At 69.7% G+C, this 21,667-nt stretch carries 13 protein-coding genes and 2 pseudogenes; 4 read left to right on the top strand and 11 right to left on the bottom strand.

The genetic code is table 11. From position 1 onward, the window contains the following. Positions 1-97: 97 nt before the first annotated feature. From ppc to ASD38_RS22385, 6 genes and pseudogenes are all read right to left on the bottom strand, one after another. Complete coding sequence (gene ppc, locus ASD38_RS22365) at positions 98-2,830, bottom strand: phosphoenolpyruvate carboxylase (RefSeq protein WP_056463604.1); 2,733 nt, start codon at positions 2,828-2,830, stop codon at positions 98-100. A gap of 195 nt (positions 2,831-3,025) precedes the next feature. Then, positions 3,026-3,793 (bottom strand): 2-dehydro-3-deoxy-D-gluconate 5-dehydrogenase KduD, encoded by a 768-nt coding sequence (gene kduD / locus ASD38_RS22370; RefSeq protein WP_056447259.1) that lies wholly within the window; start codon positions 3,791-3,793, stop codon positions 3,026-3,028. Between the two features lie 153 nt (positions 3,794-3,946). Beyond that, positions 3,947-4,795 (bottom strand): 5-dehydro-4-deoxy-D-glucuronate isomerase, encoded by an 849-nt coding sequence (gene kduI, locus ASD38_RS22375; RefSeq protein WP_056447262.1) that lies wholly within the window; start codon positions 4,793-4,795, stop codon positions 3,947-3,949. 18 nt (positions 4,796-4,813) lie between these two features. Next, positions 4,814-5,015 (bottom strand): annotated as a pseudogene (locus ASD38_RS25180) (glucuronate isomerase); the annotation flags it as partial. 1 nt (position 5,016) lies between these two features. Continuing rightward, a pseudogene (uxaC, locus tag ASD38_RS22380) lies at positions 5,017-6,446 on the bottom strand (glucuronate isomerase); the annotation flags it as partial. Between the two features lie 205 nt (positions 6,447-6,651). Further along, positions 6,652-7,725: a LacI family DNA-binding transcriptional regulator gene (locus tag ASD38_RS22385; protein WP_156390839.1), complete on the bottom strand. Its 1,074-nt coding sequence runs from the start codon at positions 7,723-7,725 to the stop codon at positions 6,652-6,654. A 166-nt stretch (positions 7,726-7,891) separates the two neighbouring features. On the opposite strand from ASD38_RS22385, the gene ASD38_RS22390 reads away from it, so the two are divergent. Next, positions 7,892-9,415, top strand: coding sequence for a UxaA family hydrolase (locus ASD38_RS22390; protein WP_442856945.1), 1,524 nt, complete (start codon positions 7,892-7,894; stop codon positions 9,413-9,415). Beyond that, complete coding sequence (locus ASD38_RS22395) at positions 9,412-10,854, top strand: mannitol dehydrogenase family protein (protein ID WP_162252157.1); 1,443 nt, start codon at positions 9,412-9,414, stop codon at positions 10,852-10,854. Before ASD38_RS22390 ends, ASD38_RS22395 begins: the two co-directional genes overlap by 4 nt. Here the strand turns inward: ASD38_RS22395 and ASD38_RS22400 are convergent. From ASD38_RS22400 to ASD38_RS22410, 3 genes are all read right to left on the bottom strand, one after another. Then, positions 10,851-11,411, bottom strand: a complete 561-nt coding sequence (locus tag ASD38_RS22400) for a sugar transferase (protein ID WP_056437605.1) — start codon at positions 11,409-11,411, stop codon at positions 10,851-10,853. The two genes, ASD38_RS22395 and ASD38_RS22400, sit on opposite strands and share 4 nt — an antisense overlap. 1 nt (position 11,412) lies before the next feature. Then, positions 11,413-14,349: a hypothetical protein gene (locus ASD38_RS22405; RefSeq protein ID WP_056463607.1), complete on the bottom strand. Its 2,937-nt coding sequence runs from the start codon at positions 14,347-14,349 to the stop codon at positions 11,413-11,415. Between the two features lie 162 nt (positions 14,350-14,511). Then, a complete protein-coding gene (locus ASD38_RS22410; RefSeq protein WP_056463610.1) occupies positions 14,512-14,712 on the bottom strand; it encodes a hypothetical protein in 201 nt (66 codons plus the stop codon). A 299-nt stretch (positions 14,713-15,011) separates the two neighbouring features. Here ASD38_RS22410 and cysD point away from each other — a divergent pair, with 299 nt between their 5' ends. Both cysD and cysN read left to right on the top strand, forming a co-directional pair. Beyond that, entirely contained in the window at positions 15,012-15,953 is a 942-nt protein-coding gene (gene cysD / locus ASD38_RS22415) for a sulfate adenylyltransferase subunit CysD (RefSeq protein ID WP_056463613.1), read from the top strand. Further along, positions 15,954-17,882 carry a sulfate adenylyltransferase subunit CysN gene (gene cysN, locus ASD38_RS22420; protein ID WP_056463616.1) on the top strand — a complete coding sequence of 643 codons (1,929 nt, stop codon included), beginning with the start codon at positions 15,954-15,956 and terminating at the stop codon, positions 17,880-17,882. A 117-nt stretch (positions 17,883-17,999) separates the two neighbouring features. Here the strand turns inward: cysN and ASD38_RS22425 are convergent, their stop codons facing one another. After that, positions 18,000-19,181, bottom strand: a complete 1,182-nt coding sequence (locus tag ASD38_RS22425) for an MFS transporter (RefSeq protein WP_056463618.1) — start codon at positions 19,179-19,181, stop codon at positions 18,000-18,002. Between the two features lies 1 nt (position 19,182). After that, entirely contained in the window at positions 19,183-20,892 is a 1,710-nt protein-coding gene (gene metG, locus ASD38_RS22430; RefSeq protein WP_056463621.1) for a methionine--tRNA ligase, read from the bottom strand. Positions 20,893-21,667: the final 775 nt, after the last annotated feature.

The following is a 21,667-nucleotide window of genomic DNA, read 5'->3' on the forward strand; positions in this document are numbered from 1 at the left end:
ACATGCCCTTGCGGCGTGTCCCCAATGAAGCCCGCCGCGGATCTGGCAGGGGACACGCCGCAAGGGCGTGTCCCCGTCAGCGGTCTTGCCCCTGCCCTCACCCCGTATTGCGCAGGCCCGCCGCGATGCCGGCCACGGTCAGCTGGATGGCCAGGCGCACGTTCTCGTCCTGGTCGCCGGCCCGGCGGCGGGCCAGCAGCTCCAGCTGCAGGTGGTTCAGCGGATCCACCGACAGCCCGGCCAGGGCCACCGACTCCGACAGCTCCGGCTGGTTGTCCAGCAGGGCCGAGCCGCCGCGGATCGCCAGGGCGATCCGGCTGGCGCCGTCGTGCTCGCGCTGGATCGTGTCGAAGATCCGCTGGGCGTTCGCCTTGTCCGGCGACAGGTCCTTGTACCGGGCCGCGATGCCCATGTGGCTCTGGGCCAGGGCCAACTCCATGTTCGACAGCAGGGCGCCGAAGAAGTCGAAACCGCCGGCCAGGTCCTGCAGCTGCCCCGTCGACAACCCGGCCCGCTCGACGCCCGAGGCGAAGCCGTACCAGCCGGGCAGCATGAAGCGGGCCTGCGACCAGCTGAACACCCAGGGGATGGCCCGCAGGTCCTCGATCTTGCGGCTGGCGGTCCGGCTGGCCGGACGGCTGCCGATGTTCAGGCCGACGATCTCGCCGATCGGCGTGGCCGACCAGAAGAAGTCCTCGAACGCCGGGTCGTCGTACACCAGGGCCCGGAAGCCGTGGAACGAGGCCTCGGCCAAGGCCGTCATGGCCGCGTCGGCCTCGGGGTCGGGGCGAGAGACCTCGCGCTCGCTGGCCATCAGCACCGCGGCGGCCAGGCCGTCGAGGTTGCGGCGGGCGGTGGGCTGGTCGCCGAACCGGCGGGCGATCATCTCGCCCTGCTCGGTCATGCGGATGCGGCCCTGGACGGTGCCGGCCGGCTGGGCCAGCACGGCCTCGGCGGCCGGTCCCCCGCCCCGTCCGACGCTGCCGCCGCGACCGTGGAACAGCTGAAGCCCGACGCCCATGCGCTCGGCCTCGAAGGCCAGCGCCGAAGCGCCGCGCGCCACGCCCCGACGGCTGGCCACGTAGCCGCCGTCCTTGTTGCTGTCGGAATAGCCGAGCATGATCTCCTGCACCGGGCGGTCGCCCAGGATGGTGCGGCTCAAGGGCAGCTCCAGCCACTGGCGCAGCACGCGGGGGCCGTTCTCCAGGTCGCCGATGGTCTCGAACAGCGGGCTGATCTTGACCGAGGCGCGCGGCGCCGCCCCGCCCCACACCAAGCCGACCTGCTTGAGCAGGACCAGCGGCTCGAGGATGTCCGACAGGGTCGCGGACTTGGAGATCACATAGGCGCCGATGCAGCCGTGGCCGTAGTCGCGGACCATCTGTGCGGCGGCCTCCATGGTGGCCAGCTCCTTGGTCGTCTCCTCGTCATAGGCGGTGAACGGCGAGACCAGGGGCCGCTGGTGCGACAGCTCGCCGATCAGCAGCTTGGACCGGGCCGCCTCGTCGAGGTCCAGATACTTCACCCCCGAGCCGGACCGCTGGAACAGCTCGTGCAGCGTCCGCTCGTGGACGTCGGCGTTCTGGCGCAGGTCCAGGCTCATCAGGTGGAAGCCGCAGGCCTGGGCCACCTCGACCAGGGTGCGCAGGGCCGAGCCCACCAGGCGCTCGCCGCCGTTGCGCTCCAGGCTGTCGATGACGATCTTCAGGTCGGCGACGAACGCTTCGGGATGACCGTAGGGCTCGACGTCGGTGTCGCCGTTGGCGAAGGCCACCGGCTGTCCGGTCAGCTTCTGCGACACGGCGGTCAGGCGGTCGAACACCAGCTCCAGGGCCAGGCGGTAGGGCTCGTCCAGGCGATGGACCGACGGATCCTTGGTCTGGGCCGCCAGGGCCAGCAGTTCCTCCGACACCGGCGCATAGGCGGTGGAGACCGCCAGGTTGGACCACAGCTTGCGCACCTCGCCGGCGTACCAGTCCAGGATCACCCGGGCCTGCGAGGCCAGGGCCAGCTTCAGGGTGTCGCCGTTGACGCCCGGGTGGCCGTCGCGGTCGCCGCCCAGCCACGAGCCCATCTTCAGCAGCGGCGCCATCTGGCCGTGCTCGCCGATCGCCTGCGACCAGTCGGCATAGAGGTCGATCACCGCCGGCAGGATCGAGGTGCGGACGATCGACAAGGCATTGCGGATCTCGTCCTTCACGGTGATCCGTTCGGGACGGTACAGCCGCGTGCGCCACATCAGGGCGATCTCGCGGAACAGCCGCTCGCGGATCTCGGCGTCCATCGACGGCGGCAGGTGGTGGCGGCGCAGGGCCATCAGGCGCGAGATCTCGGTCTCGCGATCGACCATGCTGCGGCGGCGCACCTCGGTCGGGTGGGCGGTCAGCACCGGCACCACGTTCATGGCGGCCAGGACCTTGGTCAGCTCGGCCGGCGACTTGCCGTCGGCGACCAGCGCCTTGACGGCGTCGACCAGCGTGCGGGGACGCTCGTCGCCCGGCTGGGCGTCGCCCTCCGCGTGGCGGCGGCGGCCGGCGACGTCCTCGCCGATATTGGCCAGCATCGAGTGGCTGGCCAGGGCCCGGGCCAGGAAGATGGCCTGGTCGCTGGAGAGGTCGGCGAACAGGCGGTCCAGGCGCACGGCCTCGCCGTCGGCGGTCTCCTGCGAGGCGGCGGTGCGCGCCGTGGCCACCAGCTTGGCGGCCTCCTCGCCGTCGAGAAAGGCGATGGCCTCGTTCAGCAGGTCGCTGAGCAGATTGGCGTTCTGTCGCACGTGGCGGCTGGTGGGACGATCGCCGTCGCCAACCGGAAGGGCAAGGGACAGAGGCATGCGCGAGGCTCCGCGACCGCCGCGAGGCCGCGACGGTTCATCAGGGAAGAAACGTACGAAACGCCGGCCGGCCCCTGGTTCTTGTTGGGTGCCCTTGCTGACGCAGCGGCGCCCTTAGCGCGCTTTGCGGACCGCGAAAAGGCGGTCGGCGCAATGGTTGCGGTACCAAATTCGCTTTTGCGCAGATTTCTGCCTCTAGCGCGCCAGCCAGCCGCCGTCGACGGGCAAGGTAATGCCCTGGACGTAGTCGGCGGCTCGCGAGGCCAGGAACACGGCGGCCCCGCCCAGATCGCCCGGCTGGCCCCAGCGGCCGGCCGGAATGCGGGCCAGGATCGAGGCGTTGCGGTCGGCGTCGTTGCGCAGAGCCTCGGTGTTGTTGGTGTCGAAATAGCCCGGCGCGATGGCGTTGACGTTGATGCCCTTCGAAGCCCACTCGTTGGCCAGGATCTTGGTCAGGCCCGCCAGGCCGCTCTTGCTGGCCGTGTAGGACGGCACGCGGATGCCGCCCTGGAAGGACAGCAGGCTGGCGATGTTGATAATCTTGCCGATCGAACCCTCGCCGCCCTGCTTGAGCACCTGCTTGGCGAAGGCCTGGGTCAGGAAGAACACAACCTTCAGGTTCGTATCCATCACCGCGTCCCAGTCAGCCTCGGAGAACTCGATGCTGTCGGCGCGGCGGATGATGCCGGCGTTGTTGACCAGGATGTCGACCTTGCCGAACGCGGCGACGGTCTCGTCGACCACGCGCTGGACCGGCTCGATCGAGCCGAAATCGGCCTTGATCGACAGGAACTTGCGGCCGGTGGCTTCCACCGCGGCTTGGGTCTCGGTCGGAGCGCTGCGGCCGGCGGCGGCGATGTCCGCGCCCGCTTCGGCCAGGGCCACGGCCACGGCCTGGCCGAGGCCGGTGTTGGCGCCGGTGACGAGAGCGACCTTGCCTTCGAGGCTGAACGGATTGGCCATGGTGCGTTCCTCAAAAATCTCTTTGTCATCCCGGACGTAGCGCGAAGCGCGAAGATCCGGGACCGACCCGAAGCGCTGCGCTCCATGTCGGTCCCGGATCGTCCCTTCGAGCCGTCCGGGACAGCTGAAGGGTTCGTGATGGAGCCGTCGCCCCTATTTCAGCTGGCAGATGTCCAGCACGTTCATGTCGGTGTAGTCGAGGTTCTCCCCGCCCATCGCCCAGATGAAGGTGTAGTTCGAGGTGCCCGAGCCCATGTGGATCGACCACGGCGGGCTCATCACGGCTTCCTCGTTGGCGATCACGATGTGACGCATCTCGTCCGGCTCGCCCATGTAGTGGAAGACCCGGTCGTTCTCGCCCAGACCGAAGTAGAAATAGGCTTCCGAGCGGCGGTCGTGCAGGTGGGGCGGCATGGTGTTCCAGACGCTGCCCGGCTTCAGCACGGTCATGCCCAGCAGCAGCTGGGCCGACTTGCAGGTGGTCGGCACGATGTACTGGTAGATGGTGCGCTCGTTGGAGGTCTCCAGCGCGCCGCGCTCCAGCGGGACGGCGTTGGCGAACTCCAGCTTCTTGGTCTCGAACGCGGCGTGGGCCGGCAGGCTGGTCAGGTAGAAGCGGGCCGGGTTGGCGGCGTCGACGCTTTCGAACACCACGTCCTTGGAGCCCATGGTCACGTAGATGCCGTCACGCGGCTCGATGTCGTAGGCGACGCCGTCGACCGTGACCTTGCCCTTGCCGCCGCCGACATTGATGGCGCCCAGCTCGCGGCGCTCCAGGAACGGGTGGCCGGCGGCCGAGGCGGGCTCGGTCTGGTCGGGCAGCTTCACGCCCTTCGAGACGGGGGCCGCGCCGCCGACCACGAAGCGTTCGGCGTGGTTGTAGTGCAGCACGATGTCGTCGGCGGCGAACAGGCCGTCCATCAGGTAGCGGTCGCGCAGGTCGTCGTTGCTGACCGCGTACATCATGTCCGGGTGGGTGGCGTGGTAGGTCTTGGTGAACATCTGGGGGCTCCGGAAAATCTATTCGGCGGCGTGCCGGGCGGCGGGAGTCGGCTGGGCGGGACGCGCCCAGGCGGGCCGTTGATCGAGTTTGTAGGCGCGTTTGGGCAGGGTGTAGGTGAGGTCGACGATCAGTTCGGCGGCCTCGACCTCGTCCATGCGGTGCTCGGCGACCATGCGGGCCAGGAAGGCGCTGTCGACGCGGCGGGGCACGTCGTGGCGGNGCCCAGGCGGGCCGTTGATCGAGTTTGTAGGCGCGTTTGGGCAGGGTGTAGGTGAGGTCGACGATCAGTTCGGCGGCCTCGACCTCGTCCATGCGGTGCTCGGCGACCATGCGGGCCAGGAAGGCGCTGTCGACGCGGCGGGCCACGTCGTGGCGGGCCGGGATCGACAGGAAGGCGCGGGTGTCGTCGTTGAAGCCGACGGTGTTGTAGAAGCCGGCGGTCTCGGTGACCTGCTCGCGGAACCGCATCATGCCCTCGGGGCTGTCGTGGAACCACCAGGACGGGCCCAGCTTCAGCACCGGATAGTGGCCGGCCAGCGGGGCCAGCTCGCGGCTGTAGACGGTCTCGTCSAGCGTGAAGAGGATGATCGACAGCCGCGGGTCGTTGCCGAACCGGGTCAGCAGCGGCTTGAGCGCCTCGACATATTCGGTGCGCATGGGGATGTCGGCGCCCTTGTCGCGGCCGTGGGTGGCCARSAGGCCGACATTGTGGTTGCGGTGCGAGCCGGGGTGGATCTGCATGACCAGCCCGTCGTCCAGGCTCATCTTGGCCATCTCGGTCAGCATCTGGGCCCGGAACAACTCGGCCTTGGCCGGSGTGACGTTCCCCGCCAGCAGGTCCTGGAACAGGGCCTCGGCCTCGACGGCGGACAGGTCGGCGGTGGCGGCGGTCGGATGGCCGTGGTCGGACGAGGTGGCGCCGGCTTGGATGAAGGCCGCGCGGCGCAGGCGGTGGCCTTCCAGATAGCCCTTCCAGSTSGTGACGTCCTGGCCGCAGACCTCGCCGAACCGCTCGAAGGCCCGGCCGAAGCGCTCGTCCTCGAAGTCGATGACCGCGTCGGGACGATAGGCGGTGATCACATGGCCGCCCCAGCCGCTCTCACGGATGGCCTTGTGGTGCTCCAGGCGGTCCTGCGGCCCCTCGGTGGTGGCCAGGGTCTCGATGTTGAAGCGGTCGAACAGGGCCCGGGGCCGGAACGCCTCGGTGGCCAGGGCCGCGTTGATGGCGTCGAAATAGTCGTCCGAGGTCTCGGCGCTCAGGAAGGTCGTGAAGCCGAACACCTGGCTGAACACGTGGTTGAGCCACAGCCACGACGGGGTGCCGCGAAACAGGTGGAAGTTGCTGGCCAGCAGCCGCCAGGCCTCGCGCGGGTCGGTGGCCGGGACCCCGGCCTTGGAGCGCACCTTCAGGGCGTCCAGGCTGATGCCCTGGCTGTAGAGCATGCGGAACAGATAGTGGTCCGGGGCCAGCAGCAGGTCGGTGGCGTCCTCGAAGGGCGCATTCGTCGCGAACCAGGCCGGGTCGGTGTGGCCGTGCGGGCTGATGATCGGCAGGGCCTTGACCTGGCCGTACAGCGCCCGGGCGATCTCCCGCGTGCGCCCGTCGGCCGGAAACAGGCGGTCGTCGTGAAAAACCAGAGGCCGGGTCATGGNGGGCCTTGACCTGGCCGTACAGCGCCCGGGCGATCTCCCGCGTGCGCCCGTCGGCCGGAAACAGGCGGTCGTCGTGAAAAACCAGAGGCCGGGTCATGGCGTTTCCTACTCCCTACTCCGCCGACGGCTTCCTGGGGCCGTTTTCGAGGCGCTTGGTAACCGGTGTCATGGCGCCATGCAAGCCAAAGGCGCCGCCAGGATCCTACACCTTCGGCGGGGCGCCCGACGATTCCCGGACGACGAGATAGGGGATGGTGCTGTTGGGGTCGCGCTTTTCGCGAACCGCCGCGCCGATCAGTTTCTCGGCGGCGATCCGGCCCACTTCCCGGGTCGGAATGTGGATGGTGGTCAGCGGCGGCCAGACGGCCTGGGCGATCTGGAAGTCATCGAAACCGACCACGGTGACGTCGGCGGGCACTTCGAGCCCGGCGCGGCGCGCCGCCTGCAGCACACCGGCGGCCATTTCGTCGTTGCCGGCGAAGATCGCGGTCGGCCGCGGGGTCTTGGCCAACAGCGCCTCGCCGCAGGCCAGGCCGGATTCGAAGGTGTAGGCGCCCTGCAGCACGTAGTCGGGCTTCAGCTCCAGTCCGGCCTTGTTCAGGGCGTCCTCGAAGCCCCCTCGCCGCTCGTGCGACGACCGGAAGCTGGGCAGGCCGCTGATGAAGCCGATCTCGCGATGGCCCAGCTCGACCAGATAGGCGCCCATGGCCTCGCCGCCCAGGCGGTCGTGGCCGACGATCATGTGCTCGGGCTTGTCCAGCTCGACCGAGGCGATGCGGATATATTCGCAGCCGATCTCGCGCAGCAGCTTGGCCACTCGCTCGTCTTCGGAAACCGAAGGCGGCAGCACCACGCCGAACAGCTTCTGGCGTTCGACGAAGGTGCGGACGTCCTGCAGGAAGGTCGGGCTGGCGCGATCGCAGGGATGCACCACCAGCTCGAAGCCGGACCCGCGAATGCCGTCCAGAAGACCCAGCTGCATGTTGACGACATATTGCGGGTTGGGGTTGTCGTAGATCATGCCGATCAGGAACGAGCGGCGGAACGCCAGGCCCCGGGCCTGGGGATCGGGCGCATAGCCCCACTCGGCGATCACCGCCTCGATGCGTTCGCGGGTCTCGTCGCGCACGAAGGGCGATTGGTTGATCACGCGCGAGACGGTCTTCTTCGAGACGCCGGCCAGGCGGGCGATGTCGTTGATGGTGGCGCGCTTGCGGCCGCCCTCAAGGCCGGCCTCCAGGGCGGTTTCAATTTCGATGCCGTCGGTGTCCGGCAAGCGGGTCTTGGACGAGGTCAAAGCGTTTCCATGCGGCGATCGTTGTTTTGTTTTGTCATACTCTACGGACGACGACGCCGCTACAGATGCACCTTCGGGCAGAACTGCCTATGGTGACACCGGTTTCCCCGTCGCCCTAACGGGGATGGCAACACGAAAAGTTCCAATGACCAAGGCTTTGATAGGCGAACCCACCTCCAGCCCGTCCGAATCGATCCACGGCGTCGACCCGCGCGACCATGTGGCGACGGCCCTGCGCGAACTTGTCGCGGGCGAGACCCTGGACCTGCACGGCCTGGCGCTCGTCGCCCGCGCCGACATCCCCAAGGGCCACAAGATCGCCGTGCGCGCCGCGGCCAAGGGCGAGGACGTGCTCAAATACGGCTGGCCGATCGGTCGGGCCACGACCGACATCGCGGTCGGCGACCACGTGCACGTCCACAATGTCGAGACCCGCCTGTCGGGCGTGGAAGACTTCACCTACGCCGACGCCCATCCGGAGCCGCATGAGCCGCCGCCCGCCGGGACCTTCCTGGGCTATCGCCGCAAGAACGGCCGGGTCGGCACCCGCAACGAGATCTGGGTGCTGTGCACGGTCGGCTGCGTGGCCAACACCGCCCGCCGGATCGCCGAAAAGGCCAACGCCCGCTTCGCCGGCCGGGTCGACGGCGTCTTCGCCTTCCCCCACCCGTTCGGTTGTTCGCAGCTGGGCGACGACCTGGCCCACACCCGCAAGCTGATCGCGGGCCTCGCCGCCCATCCCAACGCCGGCGGCGTGCTGATCCTGGGCCTGGGCTGCGAGAACAATCAGCTCAAGGCCCTGCTGGAATCCGCCCCGGGCCTGGATCCGGAACGCCTGCGCTCGTTCACCACCCAGATGGTCGAGGACGAACTGGAGGACGGTCTGGAGGCCGTCGAGGAACTGGTCGCCATCGCCGAGCGCGACCGGCGCGAGCCCGCCCCGCTGTCGGACCTGGTGGTCGGCCTCAAGTGCGGCGGCTCCGACGGCTTCTCGGGCGTCACCGCCAATCCGCTGGTCGGCCGCATCGCCGACAAGGTCTCCGACGCCGGCGGCACGCCGGTGCTGACCGAAATCCCCGAGGTGTTCGGCGCCGAGGGCGTGCTGCTGGCCCGAGCCGCCACCCGCCAGGTGTTCGACGAGGCGGTCGGAGTGATCGACGACTTCAAGCGCTACTTCATCGACAACCACCAGCCGATCTACGAGAACCCCTCGCCCGGCAATATCGCCGGCGGCATCACCACCCTGGAGGAGAAGTCCCTGGGGGCGGTGCAGAAGGGCGGCCGCGCGCCGCTGGTCGAGGTGCTGCGCTACGGCGAGCAGGTGGGGCCGCACGGCCTGACCCTGCTGGAGGCTCCCGGCAACGACGCGGTGTCGTCTACCGCCCTGACGGCGGCCGGCGCGACGGTGATCCTGTTCACCACCGGCCGCGGCACGCCGTTGGGTTTCCCCGCCCCCACCCTGAAGATCGCCTCGAACTCGGCCCTGGCCGCCCGCAAGCCGGGCTGGATCGACTTCGACGCCGGCGTGGTGCTATCGGGCCAGACCATGGACGCGGCGGCCGACTCCCTGATGGATCTGGTCGTGGCCACGGCCTCGGGCCAGCCGACCAAGGCCGAACTCAACGGCGAGCGTGAAATCGCCATCTGGAAACAAGGCGTGACTCTGTGACCGACACTCTCTCCCGTCCCCTGCGTCTGAACGCCGTCAGCTATCCGGCCGCCATTCCCGGCGTCGCCTTGCCCGCCTACGACCGCGACAAGGTCACGGTCGGCGTGGTGCATTTCGGCCCCGGCGCCTTCCACCGCGCTCACCAGGCCTTCTATTTCGACCAACTGCTCGCCACGGACCCGCGCTGGGGCATCTGCGCCGTGTCGCTGAAGAGCCCGGGGGTCCGCGACGCCCTGCAACCGCAGGACGGCCTCTACACCCTGGCCCAGCTGGACGCCGAGACCACCTTCCGCGTGGTCGGCTCGATCCTGGAGGTGCTGGTCGCGCCGGAGGATCCGCCCTCGGTCTTCGCCCGCCTGGCCGCGCCGGCCACCCGTATGGTCACCCTGACCGTCACCGAGAAGGGCTATTGCCTGACCGGCGACGGCAAGCTGGACACCGCCCACCCCGACATCGTCCATGACCTGGCCCATCCGCGTCTTCCGATCAGCGCCGTGGGCTACGTGGTCGAGGGGCTGCGCCGCCGCCATCAGGTCGGCCTGCCGCCCTACGCCGTGGTGGCCTGCGACAACCTCGCCGACAACGGCTGGCGCCTGAAGGCGGCCGTCGTGGCCTTCGCGGAGGCGATCGACCCGCCCTTGGCCGCATGGATCGAGGCCGAGGGCCGCTTCCCGCGCACCATGGTCGACAGCATCACCCCCGCCACCGACGACGCCCTGCGGGCCCGGGTCGAGACGGCCACCGGCCTGAACGACGCCTGGCCGATCCAGCGCGAGGCCTTCACCCAGTGGGTGGTCGAGGACGTGCTAGGGGACGGCGCGCCGGACCTCGCCTCGGTCGGCGTGACCCTGACCGACGACGTGCGCGGCTTCGAACGCGCCAAGCTGCGGCTGCTGAACGGCGTCCACTCGACCATCGCCTATGCGGGCCTGCTGAAGGGCCATGAGACGGTGTTCGAGGCGATCAGCGATCCGGCCCTGGCCAGGATCGCCGAGGACTTGATGGTCCACGACATCATCCCGACCCTGACCGCGCCGCGCGGCCTGGATCTGGCCGCCTACGCCCAGGCGATCCTGGGCCGGTTCCGCAATCCCGAGATCCGCCACCTGCTGAGCCAGATCGCCTGGGACGGTTCGCAGAAGCTGCCGTTCCGCATCCTCGGCACGGTCGCCGACGCCCTGGCGGCCGGCCGCCCGGTGGATCGCCTGGCCCTGCCCCTGGCCGCCTGGATGCACTTCGTCCGCCGCCGCGCCGCCGAGGGCGAGAAGATCGTCGATCCGCTGGCCGACCGGCTGGTCGAGACGGCGGCCGCCTGCACCGGCGACGCCGAGGCCGACGTGGCGCGGTTCCTGAAACTGGAGCCGGTGTTCAGCCGAGACCTAGCAGGGAACGCGGTGTTCGTGGCGGCGCTGGAGAAGGCCTACGCGGCGCTCGCCTAACGGGTCACGCCCTTGCCCGTGACCACGGGCAGCACGGTCCGCAACAGGATCGTCAGGTCGAACCAGAACCCCTGGCGCCGGAGATATTCGGCGTCCAGGGCCACCTTCTCGGGAATGGCGATCTCGTCCCGCCCGTTGATCTGGGCCCAGCCGGTGACGCCGGGCCGCAGCGTCTCGACGCCGGCCGCCGTCCGCAGGGCCACCAGGTCGTCCTGATTGAACAGCGCCGGGCGCGGCCCGACCAGGCTCATGTCGCCGACCAGCACGCTCCACAGCTGCGGCAGCTCATCGAGGCTGGTCCTGCGCAGGAAGGCGCCCGGCGGGGTCAGCCAGCGGTCGGGATCGGCCAACAGGTGGGTGGCGACCTCGGGGGTGTCGATCCGCATGGTGCGGAACTTGGGCATCGCGAACAGCGCGTTGCCGCGTCCCACCCGCCGCGACCAGTAGAGCGCCGGCCCCGGCGAGGTCAGGCGCACCACCGCCGCCACGATCAGCAGCGGGATGGCCAGCAGCAGCAGCGCCGCGCCGGACGCCGCCGCGTCGAACAGCCTTTTCACCCTAGGCCAGATCCCCGAAAGCCGCGTCCAGCAGCAGGTAGGCGCGGCCGGCGTCGGACGACAGCAGGGCCGCCACCAGGAAGCCCTCGCGGTCCTGCTCGGAGGCCTCGTCCATCATGCCGGCGTAGCGACGCAGGAAACGCTCGGCGTCGGCCCGCAGCGTGGCGTCGGAGAACAGGCGCCGCACCAGCCGACGGATGGCGGCCGGCGCCAGTTTCTTGACCACGTCACGCGCCCCGCCCTCGTCATGGGTCTGGACCGCGGCGGCGATCTCGTCGATGCGGGCGCGGGGCAGCAGGGCCGTCGGATCAATGCCCATGGCCAAGATCTCGCCAGCCATCTTCTCGCCCAGGGCGGCGTCGCCGGGCGCGACGCTTTCCAGCCCCGACAACAGATTGCGCCACGACAGGCCGCCCTGTTGCGGTTCGGCCCGTTCGCCGGACGGGGCCGGCGCGGCGTTGCGGCCGCCGGCGGCGTCGAACACCGAGCGGAACTCGTCGTCGGTGGCGGTGGGGGTCAGGCGCAGGCGCGGACGCAGGCCGGCGTCCTCGGCGCTGGGTTCGTTGGCCGGCTTGGCGGCCGACGGCGGGGCGGCGGCCTGGGTCTGACGGTTCAGCGGCGGCGGCGCGCGAGACGGCGCGGCGGCGGGAGCCGCGCCTCCCATCCGCCCGACCGCCTCGCTGAGCATGTCGTAGTTGCGGCGGACGCGTTCCTGGAACGCCTGGTCGATCGCCGCGGTCTCCTCGGCGGTCCGGCGGGCGGACTGACGCAAATCTTCGATGCCTTGCTCGATCTGGACCCGGACCTCGTTGGCGCGGGCCAGGGCCTCGGCCGGCAGATCGGCGGTGCGACGGCCGACATCGGCAAGCATGGCCTCCATCTCGGCGATGGTGGCGCGAGCGGTCTCGACGCTCTCGGAGAGCTTCTGGGCCGTGCGGGCGCCGGCCTGCTCGACCACCTGGGCCGATTGCTCGATCAGGTCGCGGGCCTCGTCCATGCGGGACTCGAACACGGTGTCGGCCTTCTGGCCGGCGGCGAAGGCGATTTCGTTGAGCTGGTCGACGCGGACACGGGCGGCGTCGACGCGCAGCTCCACGCCGTCGTTGGCCTTGCGGGCCGCCTCGGCCATGGACTCCATCGCCTGGACCAGGGCCGTTTCCAGGTCGGCGCGTTGACCGCCGGCGGCGCTGGCCAGGGCGGCGATGGCGCTGGAAGTTTCGGCCGCCAGGGCTTCGCGCTCGGCACGAGCGGCCTCGGCGACTTCACGCAGCTGCTGGGCCGCGGCGCCGATCAGGCCGCGCAGCACCTCGGCGCCCATGGCCGCCATGTCGCTCATCTCGGTGGCGCCGGCGCGGGTGTGGCCGATGAACTCGGTCAACTGGGCGGTGCGAGTCTCGCTCTCGGCCGCGAAGTCCTCCTGGTCGGTGCGCAGCGACTGGCTGGCGGCGACCAGGGCGGCGCGCTGGGCGGCCAGGGTGCGCTCGACGGCGCCCATCTGATCGCCGACGCCCTGCCCGGCGGTCTCCAGGCGAGCGATCTGGCGCGACAGGTCCTCGGCCCCGACCCGCGCGGCGTCGGAGGCCTCGGCGGCGGCGGCGGCCAGATCGGCGGCTCGGGCGGCGAGCGCGGCTTCGGCCTCCCGCAGCTGGGTCTCGGCCAGGTCTGAGGCCTCGGCGACCATGCGCGCCTGGCTGCCAATGGCGTCGACCACGGCCGTGGACTGGGCGTCGAGCGTGGTCGACAGGGCGTGCATGGCCTGGCGCTCGTGACCCAGGCCTTCGGACAGTTGCTGCACCATGCGAGCCGACTCGCTGGTGGTCTGGGCCAGGGCCAGGGTTTCCTCGGCCAGGGCCTCGCGCAGCCCCTGGACGCGGACCCGGGCTTCATCGGCGGCGGCCGTGGCGGCCTCGATCTGGTTGCGGATGCGTTCGACCGCGCCGTCGACGCCCGCCGCCGCCAGGGCGGCCGGGGTGACCAGGCGATCGGTCACGATCCGGGCGTGCTTCAGCTCGGCCGAGACCCCCATGGCCTGCCGCAGCATGTAGGCGCCCAGCAGGGTGAAGGCGGCGGGACCGACAGCCAGGGCGGCGAACACCATCAGGGCGAACTGATCGACCTTCAGGGCCGGCACGCCGGCGCCGTAACCGAGCGCGAAGGCGATCGGCCCCAGCGTCCAGAGCGCCGCGGCGGCGATCGCCAGGCTCCAGTACAGCGGCGCGGGCATCGGCTTCTTGCCTTCGCGGGCCGTGGACAGAGGTGTGACGGGCGGTGTGATCGACGTGGTCTCACGCGGTTTGGACACCGCCGCTTCGAAACGCTTGGACGGGGCCGGCGGTTCAGGCTCGACCACCGGGGCCGGCGGCTGGGCGGTCTGAGCCGCCAACGGGGCCGCGACGGGCGCGGTCAGGAACGACGGCAGCGGCGCCAGGGGTTCGGCTTCGACCGGCGCGCTGCGTCGACCGCGGGCCGGCGAGAACGGCGCCGGATCGGGCTCGGCCTCGGGCGGCTTGAAGTTCGATTTCGGGGGCGGGGCCGGTTCGATCACCGCCTCCGGCTCGGCGGCCGCGACCTCGGCTTTCGGAGGTTCGACCGGTTCGATGATCTTGGTTGCGGGCGGCGGCGCGGGCTGCGACGCGGCCCGGGATTTCGACGCAACGCTGAAGAAGCCGCGCCGCGCGCTGGCCCGGGGCGTTTCGGGAACCGGCGCGGGGAGAGGCTCGGAAACGGGTTCAGGCTCGAGGTCCAGCGGACCGCGGTCGAGAATCGGCGGGGCCGAAGCTTCGGGAACGGCGGCGATATCGAGGTCCAGGTCCGGTTCGGTGACAGGCGCGTCCGCATCGGGTTCGACTTCCGCCTCGACAGGGCGGCCGACGTCCTCGACCGGCGGCTCCACGGGAATGCCGGTGAAATCAAGCGGTTGGCGCTTCTTAGGCTTCATACGCAGCCATAGTCCCAGGGCGAAACGGCTTGGGGCCGGATGAACATCGCCGCGCGGACGCCCCTCTCGCACGCAACGAATAAACCTAGCGGCGAAAAGCCGGTCCGCATAGCGGGTTCCGCCGGTTTTCCCGCCCAGCGAAGGGCTTGGCGGAGCAAGGCCCTAGGCGCTGACCTCAGTCCCGTGCAGGCGGGGGCAGCGCTCGATGGTTTGGACGACCTGTTGACGGGGCGTGCGGGCGATGACCCGCTCGGCCTTGGGCGGGGTCTTGGCCTGGTGCTCGACGGCCATGCCGAACTGGCAAAGCGCCATCGACGAAAGCCAGAGCACGATCGCGGCGATGAATTCAGCCAGGGAGGACATCGGGAGGCCCATTTTCCGATATCGGCGTTATGCAGCGCTTCGGCATCCGGCGCGAGTGAACTTTTGGTCATGAAGGACCCCGCTCCGGCCCCCGACGCCGCCTGGGCGCCATCGAAGCTCACAGCGCCTGCAGATTTCCCCGCCTTGCCCGTCGCACTCACGAGACCTAGGTCCACGTCCAGGATCACCGTCCCATCGTCGCGCCTTCGTGCGTCGGCGGAGCTTTCCATTTGCGGATACGCGTTTTGCCCCCTACCCAAGTCGCTTCGCTGTCGCACGACGCCTTTGCGGACCTGTCCATGAGCGCCCCCGCTAGCGCCCCCACTGGCGTCCTGTCCCCGGCTCGGCTCACGCATCTCCAGCGGCTGGAAGCCGAGAGCATCCACATCCTGCGCGAGGTGGCGGCCGAGTGCGAAAACCCGGTCATGCTGTATTCGATCGGCAAGGACAGCGCGGTGATGCTGCACCTGGCGGCCAAGGCCTTCTATCCGTCCAAGCCGCCCTTCCCGCTGCTGCACGTCGACACGACCTGGAAGTTCCGGGCCATGTACGAGCTGCGCGACACCATCGCCCAGCAGCTGGGCTTCGACCTGCTGGTCCACAAGAATCCCGAGGCCGAGGCGCGCGGCATCAATCCGTTCGACCACGGCAGCGCCCTGCACACCGATCTGTGGAAGACCGAGGGCCTCAAGCAGGCCCTGGCCAAGTACGGCTTCGACGCGGCCTTCGGCGGGGCCCGCCGCGACGAGGAGAAGAGCCGGGCCAAGGAGCGCGTGTTCAGCTTCCGCACCACCGAGCAGCGCTGGGATCCCAAGGACCAGCGGCCCGAACTCTGGAAGCTCTACAACACCCGCAAGCACCCCGGCGAAAGCCTGCGGGTCTTCCCGATCTCCAACTGGACCGAGTTGGACGTCTGGCAATACATGCACCTGGAGAACATCCCGATCGTGCCGCTGTACTTCGCGGCCGAGCGGCCGGTGGTCGAGCGCGACGGCGCTCTGATCATGGTCGACGACGACCGCTTCCGGCTGCGTCCGGGCGAGGTCCCGCAAATGAAGAGCGTGCGGTTCCGCACCCTGGGCTGCTACCCGCTGACGGGCGCGGTCGAGAGCACCGCCTCCACCCTGCCCGAGGTCATCCAGGAGATGCTGCTGACCACCACCAGCGAGCGCCAGGGCCGGGTCATCGACCATGACCAGTCCGCCTCGATGGAGAAGAAGAAGCAGGAAGGCTATTTCTAGATGACCGCCGCCGCCCAAAACACGGTCTACAAGCCCTCCGACCTGATCGCCGACGACATCGACGCCTATCTGGTCGCCCACCAGCACAAGTCGCTGCTGCGCTTCATCACCTGCGGCTCGGTGGACGACGGCAAGTCGACCCTGATCGGCCGTCTGCTCTACGACAGCAAGATGATCTTCGAGGACCAGATGGCGGCCCTCGAGGCCGACTCCAGACGGGTGGGCACCCAGGGCGGCGCGATCGACTTCGCCCTGCTGGTCGACGGCCTGGCCGCCGAGCGCGAGCAAGGCATCACCATCGACGTCGCCTACCGCTTCTTCGCCACCGACAAGCGCAAGTTCATCGTCGCCGACACCCCCGGCCATGAGCAGTACACGCGCAACATGGTCACCGGCGCCTCGACCGCCGACGCGGCCGTGATCCTGATCGACGCCCGCAAGGGCGTGCTGACCCAGACCCGTCGCCACAGCTACCTCGTCAAGCTTCTGGGCATCCGCCACGTAGTGCTGGCGGTGAACAAGATGGACCTGGTCGGCTGGGACAAGGCGACGTTCGACGCGATCGTCGCCGACTATCGCGCCTTCGCCGACCAGATCGCCCTGGCGACCTTCACCCCCATCCCGATCTCGGGCCTGACCGGCGCCAACATGGCCTCGCGTGGCGAGGATTCGCCCTGGTATGCCGGCCCGATCCTGATGGACTGGCTGGAAGGCGTGGAGGTCGAGGACGACCTGCGCGGCCAGTCGTTCCGCATGCCCGTGCAGTGGGTCAACCGCCCCAACCTCGACTTCCGGGGTTTCTCGGGCCAGATCGCCGCCGGGACCGTCAAGCCGGGCGACCGGGTGAAGTCCCTGCCCTCGGGCCGCGAAAGCACCGTGGCGCGGATCGTCACCAAGCCCGACGACCTGGCCGAGGCCTATGCCGGCCAGTCGGTGACCCTCACTTTGGCCGACGAGATCGACGTCAGCCGCGGCGACATCCTGGTGGCCGCCGATGACCCGGTCGCCGTGGCCGGCCAGTTCGAGGCCACCGTCGTCTGGATGGACGACGAGGCCCTGCCGCCCGGCCGCTCCTACCTGCTGAAGATCGGCACGCGGATGGTCGGGGCCAGCGTCACCGAGATCAAGCACCGGGTGAACGTCAACACGCTGGAACACCTGGCGGCCAAGAAGCTGGAGCTGAACGAGATCGGCCTGGTCAACCTGTCGCTGGACCAGGCCATCCCGTTCGAGCCCTACGCCAAGAACCGCGACCTGGGCGGCTTCATCCTGATCGACCGGATCAGCAACCGCACCGTCGGGGCGGGCCTGCTGAATTTCGCCTTGCGCCGGGCCGACAACATCCACTGGCAGCACACCGATGTCGGCAAGGCCTCGCGCGCCGCCCTGAAAGGCCAGCGCGGCCGGGTGGTCTGGCTGACGGGCCTGTCGGGCGCGGGCAAATCGACGATCGCCAACCTGGTCGAGAAGCGCCTGCACGCCCTGGGCCGTCACACCTATCTGCTGGACGGCGACAACGTGCGCCACGGCCTCAACAAGAACCTCGGCTTCACCGAGGAGGACCGGGTCGAGAACATCCGCCGGGTCGCCGAGGTGGCCAAGCTGATGGTCGACGCCGGGCTGATCGTGCTGACCGCCTTCATCTCGCCGTTCCGGGCCGAGCGCCGGCTGGCGCGCGAGATCCTGCAGGACGGCGAGTTCGTCGAGGTCTTCGTCGACACCCCGCTGGCGGTGGCCGAGGAGCGCGACGTCAAGGGCCTCTACAAGAAGGCGCGGGCGGGCCAGCTGAAGAACTTCACCGGCATCGACAGTCCCTACGAGGCGCCCGAGGCGCCGGAGCTGCGGATCGATACGACCCGGATGGACCCGGTCGCCGCCGCCGAGCGGATCGTCGCCTGGCTGGAAGGCGAGATCGACTACGAGATCTGAGGCAGCGAAACCCTCGTCCCCCAAGGCGCTTGGCGACAAGCTCAGGATGAGGGTTTCTAATGCGCCGGCGTTGAATTCGTCCTCATCCTGAGCTTGTCGAAGGACGAGGGCGGCCACTCAGCGTGTCCGCTTCGAAAGCTTGACCGCCCCAATCAGCCCCAGCCCGCCCATCGCCGCCGTGGCCAGGTAGCCCCTGGTCCCGAAGGCGTCGAACAGCGGGCCGGCCGCCAGGGTGCCGACGCCCAGCACGAAGCCGGCCGACAGGGCGGAATTGATCGCCTGGGCGGCCGAGGCGCTCTGCGGCGGGGCCAGGCGCTCGATCAGCCGCAGCGAGGCCATGAAGCTGGCCGCGAAGGTCAGGGCGTGCAGGGCCTGCAGCGGGAACAGCAGCCACAGCGGCGGCGCGAAGGCGTAGGCGGTCCAGCGCAGCAGAGCCGCCGCCCCGCCCAGGACCAGCAGCTTCTCGGGCCCGACCTTGCGCCGCCACGGCTCGGCGAACCACATGAAGCCGACCTCGACCGCCACCCCAACGCCCCACAGCACGCCGATCATCGGGGCCGAGATCCCCTGATGGCGCCAGAGCAGGGCCGAGAAGCCGTAATAGAAGGCGTGCGCCCCCTGGATCAGGCCGGCGGTGATCACGGCCAGCACGAAGGTCCTGTCGCGCAGCAGGCCGCCCAGGCCTTTCCAACGCTCGGCGCGACCGAGCTGCGGGGCTCCAGCCTCATGGACGCGCTCGGGCGGCAGGATCAGGGCCGAGACCACGGCCACGCCGATCGCCGCCGTGGTGATCCAGGCGACGATGACGCTGGGCGCCATGACCGCCAGGATCGCCCCCATGGCCAGGTTGGCGACGATGAAGGCCGCCGAGCCCGCGCCGCGCGGAACGCCGTAGTTGAAGCCGTCCAGACGCGAGCGCCGCAGGGTGATCACGTCGATCAGCGGCGTCAGGGTGGTCAGGAAGGTCATGCCGACCAGCCAGCAGGCCAGCAATCCCCAGAAGCCCGGCGCGGCCAGCATGGCCAGATAGCCGGCCGCCGCCCCCAGGGCCAGCAGGGCCAGGGGCGTCCGGCGCAGGGTGAAGCCGTCGGCCCAGACCGCCAGCACCGGCCCGGTGAACGGCCGCGCCAGCATCGGCACGGCCAGGATCAGCCCGATCTCGGCCCCGTTCAGGCCGCGCGAGCGGAAATAGGTGGCGATGAACGGCAGGCTGACGCCGGTGCCGAGATAGGAGACGACGTAGAACAGGCCCAGGCGGGTTTGGGAGGAAAAGCGCCCTGCCCACGTCTGGTCCGTCACCCTATTCCGCTCCGCCGAAGCGGGCGGTCCACTCGGCGATCTGCTCGTCCTCGATCTTCTTGAACAGCACTTCCGGCGCGCGGACCGACAGGCCGACCGGCAGGGTCGACAGTTCGGCGGCGGCGTCGTTCGACGGCCAGGCCGGCGGCCAGGACAGCTGGAAGGCCTCGGCGATCTTCTCGGCCGCGAACGGGATGAACGGCGCGGAGATGCGGGCGTACAGCGCCGCCAGGTTCAGGGCGGTGCGGACGATCACGGCGGCGCGGTCGCGGTCGGTCTTGATCGCCGTCCACGGGGCGGCTTCCTGCAGGTACTCGTTGCCCACCACCCACAGGGCGCGCAGGGCCTGGGCGCTCTTGCGCACCTCGATGGAGTCCATCTGCTCGGCCAGATCGGCCAGGCGGGCGGCGACATCGGCGTAAAGCTTCTCCTCAAGCGGGCCGGGGGCGCCGCCGTCGGGGATCACGCCGTCGAACTTGCTCTCCGTGAACTTCAGGATGCGGTTGACGAAGTTGCCCAGCACGTCGGCCAGGTCGCGGTTCACGGCGCTGGCGAACTGCTCCCAGGTGAAGGCCGTGTCGCTGCTCTCGGGCGCGTTCGAGGTCAGGTACCAGCGCCACAGGTCGGGCGGCAGGATCTCCAGCGCGACGTCCATGAACACGCCGCGCTGGTTGCTGGTCGAGAACTTGCCGCCGTACCAGTTCAGCCAGTTGAAGGCCTTGAGCATGTCGACGCTCTTCCACGGCTCTTCCGAGCCCAGGATCGTGGCCGGGAAGCTGACCGTGTGGAAGGCGACGTTGTCCTTGCCCATGAACTGGACGTAGCGGACGTCCTGCGCCCCCTCGTCGGTGCGCCACCACGACTTCCAGTCGCGGTCGGCGCCGGCCTCGGCCCATTCCTGGGTGGCGGCGATGTATTCGATGGGCGCGTCGAACCAGACGTAGAAGACCTTGTCCTCGAAGCCCGGACGCGGGAACTCGCCCTTGGTCACCGGGATGCCCCAGGCCAGGTCGCGGGTGATGCCGCGGTCGATCAGGCCCTCGTCCAGGTGCTTGTAGGCAATCGACTTGGCCAGCAGCGGCCAGTCGCCGTGGGCGTCGACCCAGGCGCGGATCTTCTCGGCCATCTTGGTCTGGAGCAGGTAGAGGTGGCGAGTGTCGCGCACTTCCAGGTTCCGCGAGCCGGAGATCACCGAATAGGCGTTCTTCAGGTCGGTCGGGTCCAGCAGGTTGCCGCAGTTGTCGCACTGGTCGCCGCGGGCCTTCTCGAAGCCGCAGTGCGGGCAGGTGCCCTCGATGTAGCGGTCGGGCAGGAAGCGCTTGTCGTCGATGGAATAGACCATCTGGTCGACGCGTTCCTCGATCAGGCCGCGCGCTTCGAGCACCTCGCAGAAGTGCTGGGTCAGGCGATGGTTCTGCGGCGAGGACGAGCGGCCGAAATGGTCCCACGACAGGCCGAACGCGCGGCCCACGTCGTGCTGCAGCACGTGCTGCTCGGCGCAGTAGGTGGCCACGTCCTGGCCGGCGGCGGCGGCGGCCAGCTCGGCCGGGGTGCCGTGCTCGTCGGTGGCGCAGATGTAGAGGGTGTCGTTGCCCCGCGCGCGCTGGAAGCGGGCGTAGACGTCGGCCGGCAACATCGATCCCGCCAGATTGCCCAGGTGCTTGATGCCGTTGATGTACGGCAGGGCGGAGGTGATCAGGATACGGGCCATGGGTCTTCCGGGGGAGTCGAGGAGCGGTTGCATATAGAAGGCCCCGGGCGGAAACGAAAGCTCGGTGCGGTCCTCCCCCCGTGGGGGGAGGCGATCGCGCAGCGATCGGTGGGGGAGTTGTTGGATCGTTGATCGTGGGTCTGGCCATCGGCCGATCACGCCCCCTCCGTCGGCTGCGCCGACACCTCCCCCACGGGGGGAGGACCTTCGTGCGGCGAMCGCTTGCCCCCTACGGACCGCTTCGCGGTCGTCTTCCCCCAGAGGGGGAAGAGGTGCGCGGTGCGGCGTCCTCCGCCCCCTGTGGGGCGAACGCTTGCCCCCTACGGACCGCTTCGCGGTCGTCTTCCCCCAGAGGGGGAAGAGGTGCGCGGTGCGGCGTCCTCCGCCCCCTGTGGGGGCGGACAGACCGCGAAGCGGTCAGGTGGGGGCAAGTGTTCGCGGGCACGGCTTCTCAAGCTCACGCCTCTGGCTGTGAGTTGCTGGAAAGGGTCGCGGAGCGCCGGACGACGTCCGGAGTGTTTGCAGTTGTTACCGTTTCGACGAAGCCAGACGCTCCGCGCCACCGTTATACGGAAGCCCGCGACGCTGAGCCCTGTTAGGGCCTCGCCGCCTTGAAGCCTCCGACGGGCGGGCCAGGTCAACGAAACCCGGTCCCGGACCGCGAGCGCRTCACCGCCCGCCTGCTGCTAGGTCAGCCCTCACGMCACGCCGTTTTAGTGTTCCATGCCCGGCCGGCCCTGGAGACGTGAGGTTTGACGAGGTCCCTACGCACGCG

The sequence above is a fragment of the Caulobacter sp. Root487D2Y genome (assembly GCF_001427165.1).
Taxonomy (GTDB): Bacteria; Pseudomonadota; Alphaproteobacteria; order Caulobacterales; family Caulobacteraceae; genus Caulobacter.